12 protein-coding genes are annotated in these 13,674 nt (G+C 66.4%); 3 read left to right on the top strand and 9 right to left on the bottom strand.

Features of this window, described 5'->3' with window-relative positions; all coding sequences use genetic code 11:
• Positions 1 to 49 precede the first annotated feature (49 nt).
• Complete coding sequence (locus tag DIE23_RS32545; protein WP_124616164.1) at positions 50 to 901, top strand: LysR substrate-binding domain-containing protein; 852 nt, start codon at positions 50 to 52, stop codon at positions 899 to 901.
• A 229-nt stretch (positions 902 to 1,130) separates the two neighbouring features.
• On the opposite strand, the gene DIE23_RS32540 is transcribed toward DIE23_RS32545, so the two are convergent.
• Positions 1,131 to 1,529 carry a hypothetical protein gene (locus DIE23_RS32540; RefSeq protein WP_124616118.1) on the bottom strand — a complete coding sequence of 133 codons (399 nt, stop codon included), beginning with the start codon at positions 1,527 to 1,529 and terminating at the stop codon, positions 1,131 to 1,133.
• 700 nt (positions 1,530 to 2,229) lie between these two features.
• Positions 2,230 to 3,531, bottom strand: a complete 1,302-nt coding sequence (locus DIE23_RS32535) for an NCS2 family permease (protein ID WP_096473708.1) — start codon at positions 3,529 to 3,531, stop codon at positions 2,230 to 2,232.
• A gap of 763 nt (positions 3,532 to 4,294) precedes the next feature.
• Between DIE23_RS32535 and DIE23_RS32525 the strand changes: the two genes are divergently transcribed.
• The gene (locus tag DIE23_RS32525; protein WP_096501652.1) at positions 4,295 to 4,573 is read left to right on the top strand and encodes a hypothetical protein; all 279 of its coding nucleotides are present in this window, start codon (positions 4,295 to 4,297) and stop codon (positions 4,571 to 4,573) included.
• 172 nt (positions 4,574 to 4,745) lie between these two features.
• On the opposite strand, the gene DIE23_RS32520 is transcribed toward DIE23_RS32525, so the two are convergent.
• The 5 genes from DIE23_RS32520 to DIE23_RS32500 all read right to left on the bottom strand — a co-directional run bounded on the left by DIE23_RS32520 (position 4,746) and on the right by DIE23_RS32500 (position 9,434).
• Positions 4,746 to 5,120 (bottom strand): DUF2917 domain-containing protein, encoded by a 375-nt coding sequence (locus DIE23_RS32520; protein WP_124616114.1) that lies wholly within the window; start codon positions 5,118 to 5,120, stop codon positions 4,746 to 4,748.
• A 252-nt stretch (positions 5,121 to 5,372) separates the two neighbouring features.
• Complete coding sequence (locus tag DIE23_RS32515; protein WP_124616112.1) at positions 5,373 to 5,660, bottom strand: hypothetical protein; 288 nt, start codon at positions 5,658 to 5,660, stop codon at positions 5,373 to 5,375.
• Positions 5,661 to 5,749: 89 nt separating this feature from the next.
• Positions 5,750 to 6,655, bottom strand: coding sequence for a metal-dependent hydrolase (locus DIE23_RS32510; RefSeq protein WP_124616110.1), 906 nt, complete (start codon positions 6,653 to 6,655; stop codon positions 5,750 to 5,752).
• Between the two features lie 34 nt (positions 6,656 to 6,689).
• Positions 6,690 to 8,477 carry an SDR family oxidoreductase gene (locus DIE23_RS32505; RefSeq protein WP_124616108.1) on the bottom strand — a complete coding sequence of 596 codons (1,788 nt, stop codon included), beginning with the start codon at positions 8,475 to 8,477 and terminating at the stop codon, positions 6,690 to 6,692.
• Between the two features lie 57 nt (positions 8,478 to 8,534).
• Positions 8,535 to 9,434: a M24 family metallopeptidase gene (locus tag DIE23_RS32500; RefSeq protein ID WP_124616106.1), complete on the bottom strand. Its 900-nt coding sequence runs from the start codon at positions 9,432 to 9,434 to the stop codon at positions 8,535 to 8,537.
• Between the two features lie 507 nt (positions 9,435 to 9,941).
• Here DIE23_RS32500 and DIE23_RS32495 point away from each other — a divergent pair.
• Positions 9,942 to 11,219 carry a haloacid dehalogenase-like hydrolase gene (locus tag DIE23_RS32495; RefSeq protein WP_124616104.1) on the top strand — a complete coding sequence of 426 codons (1,278 nt, stop codon included), beginning with the start codon at positions 9,942 to 9,944 and terminating at the stop codon, positions 11,217 to 11,219.
• 81 nt (positions 11,220 to 11,300) lie between these two features.
• Here DIE23_RS32495 and DIE23_RS32490 read toward each other — a convergent pair whose 3' ends face one another.
• A complete protein-coding gene (locus tag DIE23_RS32490) occupies positions 11,301 to 12,074 on the bottom strand; it encodes a slipin family protein (protein ID WP_124616102.1) in 774 nt (257 codons plus the stop codon).
• On the bottom strand, positions 12,071 to 13,663 hold the full coding sequence (locus DIE23_RS32485) for a nodulation protein NfeD (RefSeq protein ID WP_124616100.1): 1,593 nt from the start codon (positions 13,661 to 13,663) through the stop codon (positions 12,071 to 12,073). The genes DIE23_RS32490 and DIE23_RS32485 overlap by 4 nt, the downstream gene beginning before the upstream one ends.
• Between the last annotated feature and the right edge of the window lie 11 nt (positions 13,664 to 13,674).

The following is a 13,674-nucleotide window of genomic DNA, read 5'->3' as shown; positions in this document are numbered from 1 at the left end:
ACCGGGAGCAATCGTGACGCGACGCAGGATTCCGAGCAATTCGGCATTGATGGCATTCGAGGCCGCGGCGCGGCATGGGAGCTTCGCGCGTGCCGCCGACGAGCTGGCGTTGACGGAAGGCGCGATCAGCCGGCAGATCGGCCGCCTTGAGACGTTTCTTGGCGTGTCGCTGTTCGAGCGGGTCGGCAACCGCGTGCGGGTTGCGCCGAACGGCGTGCGCTACGCGGCGCAGGTTCGCGAAGTGCTGGACCGGCTCGAACGCGACAGCCAGTACATGATGGGTCAGCCCGGCGACGGCGGCAGCATCGATATCGCCGTGACGCCGACGTTCGCGACGCGTTGGCTGATTCCGCGGCTCAAGGGATTCCAGGCGCAGCATCCGAACATCACGGTGCATTTCGCCGATCGCGCCGAGCCGTTCGTGCTGGCCGGCAGCGGATTCGATGCGGCGCTTCACTTCGAGCATCCGGCCTGGGCGGGCATGCATACGTACCGGTTGTGCGAGGAGGTGCTGGTGCCGGTCTGCCATCCGTCGTTGCTCGCGGGCGGGCACCCGGACGCGTTGCTGGGCACGCTGCCGCGCCTGCACAAGCGCCAGACGCCCGATGCGTGGTCGGCGTACGTGCAGGAGACGGGGTTGCCGGTGAACAATCCGGCCGCCGGCGCGCGCTACGATCTCTACTCGATGCTGATCGCGGCGGCCCTGGCCGGGCTCGGCGTCGCGCTGGTGCCGCGCCTTTATGTCGACGCCGAGATCGCGCAGGGGCTGCTCGCGGCGCCCTGGCCGGGCGGGCGGGGCGTGGTCAAACGCTTTTGTCTCGTGTTGCCCGAAGCACTGGAGCTGTGCGAGGGGCCGTTGCAGACCTTCGCGCGCTGGGTGCTCCGGGAGGCGGACGCGTGACCCGATGTCGCCCGCACCATGCGCCTTCCCGAACGAAAACGCCACGCGACGATGCCATGCCGTTCAGTTCTTCACTGAACGGCATGGGGTCTTCGGACCGCTTTTTCCACTGCTTCGCCGATAGTCGAAGCACGGCTGCAAACCTCTCCATGCTGGTTTCGGCCTGTCCATACCACCAATCGGCAAGCCGAAACCAGTCACTCAATTGAACCCGGACTGCCCCACCCGGTTATCGAGCGGGGTTGGTTGCCGTGATGAACGGGTCGAACGACATGTGGACGCTACCCTCCAGCAGCATGTTGATGGAGTATTGAACGTTGGTCCCCGGGGTGTTGACCCGCCCGCCCCACACGGCGCCGTCGTATTGCGGATATTGTTGCGGGTTGACCATGTTGGGAATCGCGTTCCCCCAGAAGCCGAGAATCGAAATGGATTCGCCGGGGTTGAGGGAAACGGCGGACCAGACGATCGTGTCGCCATTTTCGCATTTCGTCCGCAATTCGTTACTGCCCTCCGAACCGTCCCCGCTGTAGCCCGTCGAATCCACCATGAATACATACTTCGGCAGATTGTTTTCGGCAATGGCTTTGGCGACATTGACAATCACATTTACATAGATCGTTGCCATGACGACTCCTGATTGTGAAATAGGCAATATTTTTCCAGCCCCATGCCCATTCGCGTGGAGGATGCCCCGTGCGTGCTTGATATATTAATTCACGCCGATCGAATAAAAACGAAAGAATCGCTCCCATTGATGAGCAAGAAGATTGCGCGACCATCAAGATGTTCGGCCGTGCAAGCGGAATATAGCAGCCGGATTTTATAAATCAACCCAATAAGGATGACTGTAATTGCGGACATCATCAAATCCCGGTGCTGTGTCGATTTTTGAAAATATCCAGGGATATTGGTGCCATGCGGCATTTGTATTAAATGGCGGCTTAATATTTTTAATATTGCGACCGCAAATATTCGGATTGAATATTCCGGGAAAATTCAATGCCATCAATACGCCGAGACGCATTATTTCGCGCCATACAATTATCGCTCGACGCTTCCTCCCCACACGCGGTCGCCCTCGTGCAGTTGCGCTTCACTCCGTTCGCAGTGGCCAGCTTGCGGCGGGACTGTCACCCGCACCCGCACCCGCAGGCGTGCACCCCTGCCGGGCGCCCATGTGAAACGACCCGGCCGCAAATGCGACCGGGTCGTCAAGGTCCGTCCTTTTCGCCATCCCGTTCGGTTCCTCGACAGGAACCGCAACGGAACGGCATCAAACCGGAAGGTGGCGTTTCTTCATCATGCAGCGCATCGGAGCGCGAGCGTCACTCGCTGCCGAGATAGAAGAAGCGGAACAGGAACACGGCCGCGATGATCCACACGATCGGCTTGACCGTGCGGGCCTGGCCCGTCAGCAGCTTCAGGCCGCCGTACGCGATGAAGCCGAATGCGACGCCGTTCGCGATCGAGTACGTGAACGGCATCAGCAGCGCGGTCAGCGCGGCCGGCACGGCTTCGGTCGCGTCGTCCCACGGCACGTCGACCATCTCGCGCAGCATCAGGCACGACACGTACAGCAGTGCCGGTGCCGTCGCATAGCCCGGCACGACGCCGGCGAGCGGCGCGATGAACAGGCACGCGAGGAACAATACGGCGACGGTGATCGCCGTCACGCCCGTGCGGCCGCCGGCCTGCACGCCCGATGCGCTTTCGATATACGCGGTGGTCGACGACGTGCCGAGCACCGAGCCCGCGACGATCGCGGTGCTGTCGGCGAGCAGCGCCTTGTTCAGGCGGTTCATCTTGCCTTCGACGAGCAGGCCCGCGCGGTTCGCGACGCCCATCAGCGTGCCGGTGGCATCGAACAGCTCGACGAGGAAGAACACGAGGATCACGTTGATGATGCCGGTCGACAGCGCGGCGCCGATGTCGAGCTTGAACAGCGTCGCGTCGATCGACGGCGGCGCGGAGAACACGCCGTGGAACTGGTTGTCGCCGAAGAAGAACGACAGGATCGTGACGCCGATGATGCCGATCAGGATCGCGCCGCGCACGCGCAGGTGGTCGAGCGTGACGATCGTGAAGAAGCCGACGATCGCGAGGATCGTGTCGTGCTTGTGCAGGTCGCCGAGCGTAACGAGCGTGGCCGGGCTGCCGACGATCACGCCCGAGGTCTTCAGCGAGATGATGCCGAGGAACAGGCCGATGCCGGCGGTGATCGAGATGCGCAGCGATTTCGGAATGCCGTTGACGATCGCCTCGCGCACGCGGAACAGCGTGACGAGCAGGAACAGGCAGCCCGAGATGAACACCGCGCCGAGCGCGGCCTGCCACGTGAAGCCCATCCCCTTGACGACGGTGTACGCGAAATACGCGTTCAGGCCCATGCCGGGTGCGCAGGCGATCGGGTAGTTCGCGTACAGCCCCATGATGATCGAGGCCAGCGCCGCGACGAGGCAGGTCGCGACGAACACGGATTCCTTCGGCATGCCGGCATCGCCGAGGATCGCGGGGTTGACGAAGATGATGTAGGCCATCGTCAGGAACGTGGTGACGCCCGCGAGTATTTCGGTGCGGAAGTCGGTGCCGGCTTCAGCGAAGCCGAAATACCGCTTGATGGATTCCATGAAGGCGTTTCTCCGGTCGGGTTGTCGTGTTGCTTGTTGTTTGTGCCGAATTGTTGTAAGGCAGCGCGAGGCCGGCCTACTGTAACCAGCCACTATTGCCGCGCTATCGGCGGATTGTAATAGCGCGGATAGCTCGGACGATATAGTTGCGGGGCACGATCGGCTGCGTTCGCGCGGACGGTCGGACAGGCCGGCCGCGCGAGGAAGGCGCGCATTTTACCGGTTCGGACGACGCGGGCAGGTAGAAACGATGGAAACGATTCGATGGCAGGCGGGGCGCGTCGGCCGATGCGGGTGCAACGGCATGAGGCGCGTGCGGCGCGCGGCCGCCCCACGATGACGTGCAAGTGAAATGACATGCCCGCACGCTGGAAGAACGCAGGGCGGGTGCAACGCGTGCGCGAACGCGCGTGCACGACCGGCGCAGGTGCGCGGCGGCGTGCAGCGGCCATTCGTCAGTCGAGGCGGTTGCAGATATCGGGCTATCCTGCGCCGAAGCCGTTCCGTCCGCAACTGTCATTTCGCGATGCGAGCCCGACTGTGGTTTCTGTGTAAAAGATTGCAAGTCGTCATCGCGTTAACCGGCAAGTCTTTCTAGGATAGATACACCGCGCGCACACGCCGGCCGGTTGTTGCCGACGCGGGGGAGTCGCAGTCCGTGCAGGCCAGGCGGTGAAGTGCGGTGACGGTCGTTGCGCGTCCGGGCAGGCGCGACCGATTGCGATTGCCCGATGCGGGTTCGTCCGTAATCACGGAGGTCAGCATGTTGAACTGGATCAGCCGTTGGGCAATGCGGCACGCCCCCACGCCGGAAAAAACCGCTGCGTCGATGCTCGTGACGGCGCGCATGGAACTGTTCGCAGCCGAACAGCGCGTCATCGATGCGAAATTACAGGCGGATTACTGGCGCGCACGGGTGTCATTTCTCGAGGAGGTGCAAAAGCAAGGCATCGACCCGTGGGTGACCTCGCAGGCGGCGCAACGCCCCGACCTTGATTCCACTCCCCGCAGCACGGGCCCGCGTCTCGCCGCCAGCACCTGATGCACGCGATGCATGCAAGGGTTGCGCACGGCGCGCGATCGCACGCGGCACGCACGCGCGTGCCGCGTCATTCGATGCGCACCCGCGACGCATTGCGCCGCGGGTGCGTCCGTTTCCGGATGCGTTGATTCCGCGCGTCCCGGTATCCCGTTGCGCGCGTGACCGCGCATCGTCAATCCCGTCTTCGCCATCGTCCGACGAGCAAACGTTGCATTCGCGCGAGCGTGCGTCTCAGCCGTTCGCCGCGCCGCACGTACGCCGTCGTGATCGACGCTTCGGCCGGCCGGTCGTCATCGGTGCCGAGCCAGATGCGATCGCCGCGCGCGATGCGCAGCACGTCGCCGGGTTGTACCCAGTAGTCGTCGACGCTCGGCGGCCGCGTGATCCACAGCGGCGCGCCGTGCGCACGAATTTCCGCATCGCCGGGCGCGCGCCAGGTCAGTGTCGTGCGCGGCGCAACCGCGAAACGGATCACCACGGTCGGTAACGCGATCGCGCCGACGCGGCGCGAATCGGGACGGTCGAACAACGGGCTTGCCTGGTCCATCGTCTTCTCCATTCGTTGAGCCGGACGGATGACGCGCACCAGAACAAAAAGGCCTCATCCGTTTCCGGCGAGGCCTTGTGTGACATGCGGTACTGCTCGGATGCTAACGCACAAGCGCCTCCCGTGATCCATTCTTTCGAATGTTCACCGGGCAATGATTCGCGATGGCGATGAGCTTGAACGTAGGCATGCGAACGAGTTTGTCGATGTCGTACGGCGTTGTCAACGACTATTTTCGAGATACGTGGCGTGTCACGCGTCGCGCTGCGCGAGGCCGTTCACGAGCAGTTCGGACAGCAGGCCCGTCATCCCGTTCGGATGGGTGGCGGCGCGTGCCTTCAGCTGTTCGACGAGTTCGGCGTTGAGCTTGCACGCGAACGGCACGAGGCCCTGTTCCTGGTCGAGCTTGCGCTGCGTGCGGCGATCGAGCTTCGCCGCGTCCTCGGCGCCCTTGCCGAAGCGCGCGGAGCTCGACTGCTTCATCGCGTGCGTCAGCTTGAGCGCCTTGTTCTTTTCTAGATCGGTTTTCTTCATGGCCATCGCGGCACCTCCGGGAAATGAAGCCGCGATTGTACGCATTTCGGCGGGCGTCCCCGCCGAAACCGTCGCGAACCCGCTTGCGGACCCGCTCACGCACCCTTCGTCGTGCCCCAGTTGCCACCGTGCGCGGCCGCCTGCGCGGCCGGCGAGCGCGCCAGATACGCGAGCGCCTGCTCGGTCGAGCCTTCGTGGTGCGGTGTGTAGCCCGGCTTGAAATAGCGCAGCGCCGCGCCGATCACTTTCCAGAACGACGGCAGATGCCCGCGCCGCGAACCCTTCCACCACGACAGAACGAAACCCGGATAGCGTCCGGCGGCGGGATCCCGCCGGTACATGAACTTCGCGCCGCTCGTGATGAAGTAGAGCAGCAGCACGATCACGAACGCCATGTGCATGCAGCGCTCGGGGTAGTTGCCGCCCATGTGGTTGTAGATGTCGAACGCGACGGTCCGGTGCTCGACTTCCTCCGCGCCGTGCCAGCGCAGCAGGTCGACCATCGTCGGGTCGGCACGGCCTTCGTCGAGCCCGTGCGCGTTGAGCACCCAGTTGCCGAGATAGCCGAAGAAATGTTCGAGCGACGCGATCACCGCGAGCTGCTGCCGCAGCCAGAAGCGCGTGTGGCCGATCTTCAGCCCGAACGGCGCTTCGCCCAGCACGCGCGTGAACAGCCAGTTCAGCTTCTGCGTGAACGGCTTCGTGTCGATTCCGTGCCGGTCGTAGTAATGCTTGAGCACGCCGCCGTGCGAGCGCGAATGCACCGCTTCCTGACGCAGGAAGCCTTCGGCTTCGTCGCGCAGGCGCGCATCGGTGATATGCGGCAGCGCCTTGTTGTACACGCGGCAGAACCACAGCTCGCCTTCCGGGAACAGCAGGTTCAGCGTGTTGATGATGTGCGTGCTGCCCGGGTCGTTCGGCACCCAGGTGATCGGCGTGTCGCTGAAGTCGAACTTCACGTGCCGGGCCTTGATCTTGTGATAGTCGGCGGTAGCGGTCATCTGTGTCTCCCTTCCTGTGCGGCGGTCTGCGCCGTCAATGCGAGGCCATGCTGACGCGGGCGAGCATCCGGCCGAGCCACGGCATGAAGCGGCCGACGAAGCGCAGCACATGCGCCTCGGTGCCCACTGCCACGACCGGCCGGTTGCGCAGCACGCCGTCGACCATCGCCTTGGCGACGGTTTCCGGCTTCAGGCCGCGCATCTGGTACAGCTTCGTCGCGCGTTTGCGCAGCCGTGCCTCGTCCTGTGCGTTGGCGCCCGCGTATTGCGTCGACGCCATGATTCCGGTCTCCGCGAAGCCCGGGCACACGGCCGTCACGCCGATGCCTTTCTCCGCGAGTTCCGCACGCATGCATTCGCTGAGCATCAGCACGGCGGCCTTCGTCGTCGCGTAAGCGGGCAGGTCGCGCGACGGCCCGAACGCGGCGGCCGACGCGGTATTGACGATGTGCCCGCCGGTGCCGCGCGCGGCCATCTGCTGTGCGAACAGCCGCGAACCGTGGATCACGCCCCACAGGTTCACGTGCAGGATGCGTTCCCAGTGCCGCTCGCTCGTGTCGAGCATGCCGCCGGCCATGCCGATGCCCGCGTTGTTGATCACGATGTCCGCGCCGCCGAGTTCGCTGCCGACCCACGCCGCGAGCGCTGCCATCTCGTCGGCGGAGCCGACGTCCACGCGTTTCGCATGCGCCTGCGTGCCGGTCAGGCCGAGCAGCAGCGCGGTGCGCTCGGCGCTCGCGAGATCGATGTCGCACGCGACGACGGTCGCGCCTTCGCGGGCAAACGCGAGGGCCGCGCAGCGGCCGATGCCGCTGCCCGCGCCGGTGACGACCGCGACCTTGCCGCTGAAGCGGCCGCTGGTCGCGCGGCGGCGTGCGTTCGCGAGCGCGGGCGGCTCGTCGCCCGATTCGACCGCGTCGATCAGCTGGTCGGCGAGGCCGGCGAAGCGCGCGGGATCGGCGAGCGGCAGCCAGTGGCCGGCCGCGACTTCACGACGGTAGTACTGCGGCACCCAGCGCGACAGGTTCTCGGACAGCGCCGGGCTCACGTACTTGTCGCCGAGCGGCACGATCGTCTGCACCGGCGCGTGCGCGTAGCGCTCACGCGGCGCGAACAGGCAGCGGATGAAGTTCGCGCGATAGAGGCGCACGCCGCGCGCGCCGTCGTCGGCCTGCGTCGCGCGCGGGACGGCCGGGGTCTTCTCGACCCGTCGCAGCAGGCCCGGCCACGCGCGGCCGAGCCACAGCCGCCAGCCGAGTTCGGGGATGAACGGCAGGTGGAACAGGACCACGTACCACGAGCGCACGAGCTGGCCGCCGAGCTTGGCCAACGACGCGGGCGTCGGGTGCAGCACGCGTTCGCGCAGCCAGAAGCCGACGTGGTCGAGACACGGCCCCGAGCACGACGTGTACGACGCGATGCGGCCGGCGAGCCGCGGATCGGTGACGAACTCCCAGCCCTGGATCGAGCCCCAGTCGTGCGCGATCAGATGGACCGCGCGGCCGGGGCAGAGCGCGTCGATCACCGCGATGAAGTCGTCGGTCAGCTTCGCGAGGTGGTAGTCGGCCGTGCGCTTGGGCACGCCGGACAGGCCCGCGCCGCGCACGTCGTAGGCGATCACGTAGTGCTTGCGCGCGAGCAGCGGCGCGACCTGCTGCCAGACGCTGCTGTCGTCGGGGTAGCCGTGCACGAGCACGACCGGCGAGCGGGCCGGGTCGCCCCAGGTCCTGACCGCGAGCGTCAGGTCGCCGGAGGCGACGGTCGTCTCGCCGTGAACCGATTCGAACAGGGCCAGCGGCGCTTCGTCGGAAAGAGGCTGCATCGTGAGTCCGTCGTTCAGGGATTCAGGGATTCGGGAGGAAGGCGCGAGGCGTGCGCGTCAGGCGGCGGCCGGCACGTTCGCGACGGCCGGCGCGCGTTCGGCCTGACGGCGCTGCCAGCGGCGCACGTGCGGCAGGTCGTCGTCGAGCCAGTACGCGTCGTCGTCGGTGATCACCAGCAATTCCTCGAATTTCGCGCCGACGCCGGCGAAGCCGAGATGCGGCTCGACGGCCCACAGGCCCGGCACGGGCGCATGCTCGGAGCGGCGGTCGATCGACCACAGCGGCGACCAGCCCTGTTGCTTCGCCGCGCGGCCCTGGTCGAGCAGCAGGTTGCGCGTCGCGTTCAGCCCGAAGCGTGCGACGAAGCGCGGCTTCGACAGCTTGTGGATCTTCGCGACGCGATGCGCGAGCACCTTGAACGGATACGCCTTGTGGCGCGGCTCGACGCCCTGGCGGCGGCACAGCGCGTCGACCGCCTGCGCGACCTCGGCCATCGGGCGGCGCTCCTTCACGAGCCGCACGATCATGTCGCGATGGTCCATCAGGTCGTCCTGCAGTTGTTCGAGGATCGGGTTCTGGCCGAGGCAGTGCGCGTAGCCGACGTCCGCGACGATCCCGTCGAGCACGGGCGCGACGTCGAGGATCACGGGCATGTCGATCTCGAGCTGGCGGTTGCTCGGGAAGAACGCGAGGTTGAAGCCGCCCAGGTGCTTCAGGCCCGAGAAGCCTTCGAACGCGGTGCGGTCGCCGAACCATGCGAACGGCTTGTGCAGCCAGTCGTGCACGCCGTTGTCCCGCAGCCATTCGGTCAGGAGGCGAGCGGCTTCCTTTTCGGTGATGCCGGGGTAGAGCATCGCGCCGACGGTCTCGACGCAGCGGTAGGCAAGCTGCTGGACCGCGCGGAACTGCGGCAGCTCGTCGAGGTGGACTTCCGGCAGCGGGTTGTGAGCGATCATGATGCGTCTCCATGTGTCGGCCCGCGTTTGCGTGTCGGCGCGACGCGAGTCCTGTGCAAGGCTGGGGCGCTGATCCGGAACGCATCGGCCGGTGATCTTGGGCGAATTATTCAGTCAGCATTTAATGTGCCATTGAATGATGTAATGATCATAACCGGTTCGACGTCGTGTGCCAGCCCCCGGAGGTGAGGACTTCTCCTAATGAAGAGCGGAAATGGAGGAGAAGCTCTAGGTTTCCGGCGGTGGGGCCGGCCGGCCCGTTGTTGCGCACGCGTCCCGAGCGGGGGAGCCAGCCGGGAGCACCACGCGAGGTTCCGGCGCGGGCCCGGCATGTCGCGCCGGATCAACTCTCCGTCGTGTCGCGGCGCGACGCTGTCAAATTGACGAAATAATTTCGTCACATCATCCGTCCCCATTCGAAGCCTTTGCGGTTTCGCGGGGCCGGTGTGCCGCGCGTCGCGCGGGGCAGCGACCGAAGCCGATTCGGCATTTCAACGGAGAGAGACCATGCAACGCCGCCGGTTCATGAACACCCTTGCCGCGGCGACCGCTGCGACGCCGCTAATGCTCAAGGCCGGCATCGCCGGCGCGAAGAGCGTAATCGCGCCGGACACGCTGGACCCGGGCCGCTGGTCGCCGTTCAACGCCGCGCGCCTGCAGGCGGTGCTCGACCAGCATGGCGTCGCGAGCGCGCGCTACGATTTAAAGCGTCGCCCGTATGCGGTGTTCGACTGGGACAACACGTGCATCATGAACGACTGCGAAGAGGCGTTGCTGATGTACCAGATCAACCATCTGCAGTACAAGCTGACGCCGGACGAGTTCGTCGGCGTGATGTGGAAGGACGTGCCGAAGGGCGCGTTCATGAAGGACTATACGACCGTCGACGGCAAGCCGGTGACGATGGAGGACCTCGCCGCCGACGTCGAGTCCGACTACCGCTGGCTCCATGCGAACTACAAGGGCTTCGGCGGCGACAAGAGCCTCGACGAGGTTCGCGAGACCGACCAGTTCAAGGATTTTCGCGCGAAGCTGTACTTCATGTACGACGCGATCTGCGACACGCATCCGCTCGAAGTCGGCTACAAGTGGATCATCTACTTCTACAAGAACATGACGACCGCCGAGCTGCAGGCGATGGCGGAAGCGTCGAACAACTACGGTATCGGCGACGCGCTGCGCAAGGTTCGCTACGAAAGCCCGAAGGCGCTGCCGGGCAAGGCCGGCGTGGTGGCCGATACCCATTTCCACGGCATCCGCATTCACGAGGAAATCCGCGCGGTGATGCATACGCTGCGTGCGAACGGTATCGACGTGTACGTGAGCACCGCGTCGCTCGACGACGTCGTGCGCGTGTTCGCCGGCAATCCGAACTATGGCTACGGCGTGGCGCCCGAGAACGTGATCGGCCTGCGTCTCGACATGCAGGACGGCAGGTACACGAGCACCTATCCGGCCGGCTGGCATTTCAACTGGGGGCCCGGCAAGACGGTGGGCATCCGCAACGTCCTCGCGTCGAAGAAGGGTTACGGCCCGCTGCTGGTGTTCGGCGACAGCGACGGCGACGCGTGGATGCTGCGCGATTTCAAGGACACCGCGGCCGGCGTGATCGTCAACCGGATGAAGAAGGGCGAGATCGGCGCGGACAGCACGCTCGCGGCCGGACAGATCGGCAACCCGGACGCGCGCTTCCTGCTGCAGGGCCGCGACGAGCACACGGGCCTGATGATCCCGGACGAGAAGTCGATCAAGTACGGCAAGACCGAGCGCAAGCTGCTGGCCTGACGCGGGCCGGGCGCCGGGCCGCCGCGGCCCCGCGTCCATCCGCGTCGGCCGCGGCCTCGTGCGAGCCGGCACACGCGCGTCTCATTGCTCGCCCGGCCGGCCCAACCGCTCCAGCAACGCCCCCAGCAGATCGATCGGCAGCGGAAACACGATCGTCGAATTCTTGTCCGCCGCGATCGTCGTCAGCGTCTGCAGGTAGCGCAGCTGCATCGCCTGCGGCTGCTGCGCGAGCCGCTGCGCGGCCTGCAGCAGCTTCTCCGACGCCTGCAGTTCGCCTTCCGCGTGAATCACCTTCGCGCGTCGCTCGCGCTCGGCCTCGGCCTGCCGCGCGATCGCGCGGATCATCGTTTCGTTCAGGTCGACGTGCTTGATCTCGACCGTCGACACCTTGATCCCCCACGCATCGGTCTGCGCGTCGAGCGTCTTCTGGATGTCGGCGTTCAACTGTTCGCGCTCGGCGAGCAGCGCATCGAGCTCGTGCTTGCCCAGCACCGAGCGCAGCGTCGTCTGCGAGAGCTGGCTCGTCGCGTCGAAGAAGCGTGCGACCTGGATCACGGCCTTCTCCGGATCGACGACGCGGAAATACACGACGGCATTCACCTTTACCGACACGTTGTCGCGCGTGATCACGTCCTGTGGCGGCACGTCGAACACGACGGTGCGCAGGTCGATCCGCACGACCTGCTGGACGATCGGGATGATCAGCACGAGCCCCGGCCCCTTCACTTTCCAGAACCGGCCGAGCATGAACACCACGCCGCGCTCGTACTCGCGGAAGATGCGGATCGACGATGCGACGAGCACCACGACGAAGACGATCAGGACGCTGCTGAAGCCGAACGTGTAACCCATCATGTTGGTTCTCCCTGGTGTTGTTGTTTCTGCGTCGGCACGTCGTAGAGCGGCGTGACGGTGAGCAGCAGTCCGTGGCGACCGGTGACACGCACGCGGCAGCCCGCGGCGAGCGGCTCGCTGCTCGCCACGCGCCAGCGCTCGCCGTGGACGAGCGCCCAGCCGGCGGCCGACGGCGCGGGGCTGGTGGCGCCATGCGGCTGATCCGGATGCAGGCCGTCGTCGATCACTTCGCCGATGCTGCCGACCATCGCCTCGGCGCCCGTCACGACCGGTCGCCGCCGCGCGCGCAGCGCAATGCTCGACACGCCGGCGACGAGCAGCCCGCCGCCGATCGCGAGGCCCCCGATCACCGGCCACGGAATGCCGTAGCCGGGCACGTCCGTGTCGATCAGCATCAGCGCGCCGATCGTGAACGAGACGATCCCGCCGAAACCGAGCACGCCGAAGGTCGGCAGGAACGCCTCGGCGACGAGGCAGCCGAGGCCGAGCAGCACGAGCCCGAGGCCCGCATAGCTGATCGGCAGCAATTGCATCGCGAACAGCCCGATCAGCAGGCAGATGGTGCCGGCGACGCCCGGCAGCACGAAGCCGGGGTTCGCGAATTCGAAGAACAGCCCGTAGATGCCGATCGTCAGCAGGATCAGCGCGACGTTCGGATCGGCGATGATCGACAGGAAGCGGCTGCGCCAGTCGGGTGCGAGCACGACGAGCGGCGCATGCGCGGTCGCGAGGTGCAGCGTGCCGGCGGTCGTCGTCACGGTGCGACCGTCGAGCTGGCGGGCGAGGTCGGCCGGGTCCTGCGCGATCAGGTCCACGACATGCTGCGTGCGTGCCTCGTTCGCCGACAGGCTCAGGGCTTCGCGCACCGCGCGCTCGGCCCATTGGGCATTGCGCCCGCGCAACTGCGCGAGGCCGCGGATGTATGCGGCGGCGTCCTGAGTCGCCTTGCGGATCTCGGTGGACTGCGTGTCGTTCGGCAACTCGGCCGGCGTCGCGGATGCACCGGACGCGCCGGCACCACCCGATGTCCCGGCCGGCGACGGCTTCGTCGCACCCGGTGTCCCCGGTGTGGCGGGCGTACCGGGCGCGCCACCGCCGATGCCGAACTGCACCGGCGAGGCCGCGCCGAGATTGGTGCCGGGCGCCATCGCGGCAATGTGGCTCGCGTAGACGATATAGGTGCCCGCGCTCGCGGCTCGTGCACCGCTCGGCGCGACGAACGCGGCGACCGGCACCGGCGAGCCGAGGATCGCCTTGATGATCTGCCGCATCGACGTGTCGAGGCCGCCGGGCGTATCGAGTTGCAGGATCGCGAGCGGCGCATGCTCGTGCGCCGCGCGGTCGAGCGAGCGGACGATGAAGTCGGCGCTGGCCGGCCCGATCGCGCCGTTGATCGGGATCACGATGACGGGCGGGGCGGCGACGGGAGCTGCGGGTGCGGCGGCAGGGGGCGACGCGGCAACCGCCGCGGACACGACGAGCAGCGCCGCGAACAGCGCGGCGCGAGCGACCCGCGCGGACAGCGGGTGACGGGGGCGGCCGCCGGGCGATGCAGGTGCCGGCGGCGGCCCATGACGGTGAATGCGCATCGGGGCGTCCG

This window comes from Burkholderia sp. Bp9143 (genome assembly GCF_003853645.1).
GTDB lineage: Bacteria > Pseudomonadota > Gammaproteobacteria > Burkholderiales > Burkholderiaceae > Burkholderia.
Note: the sequence above shows the minus strand (reverse complement) of the source record. Positions and strands in the feature narration are given on the sequence as shown.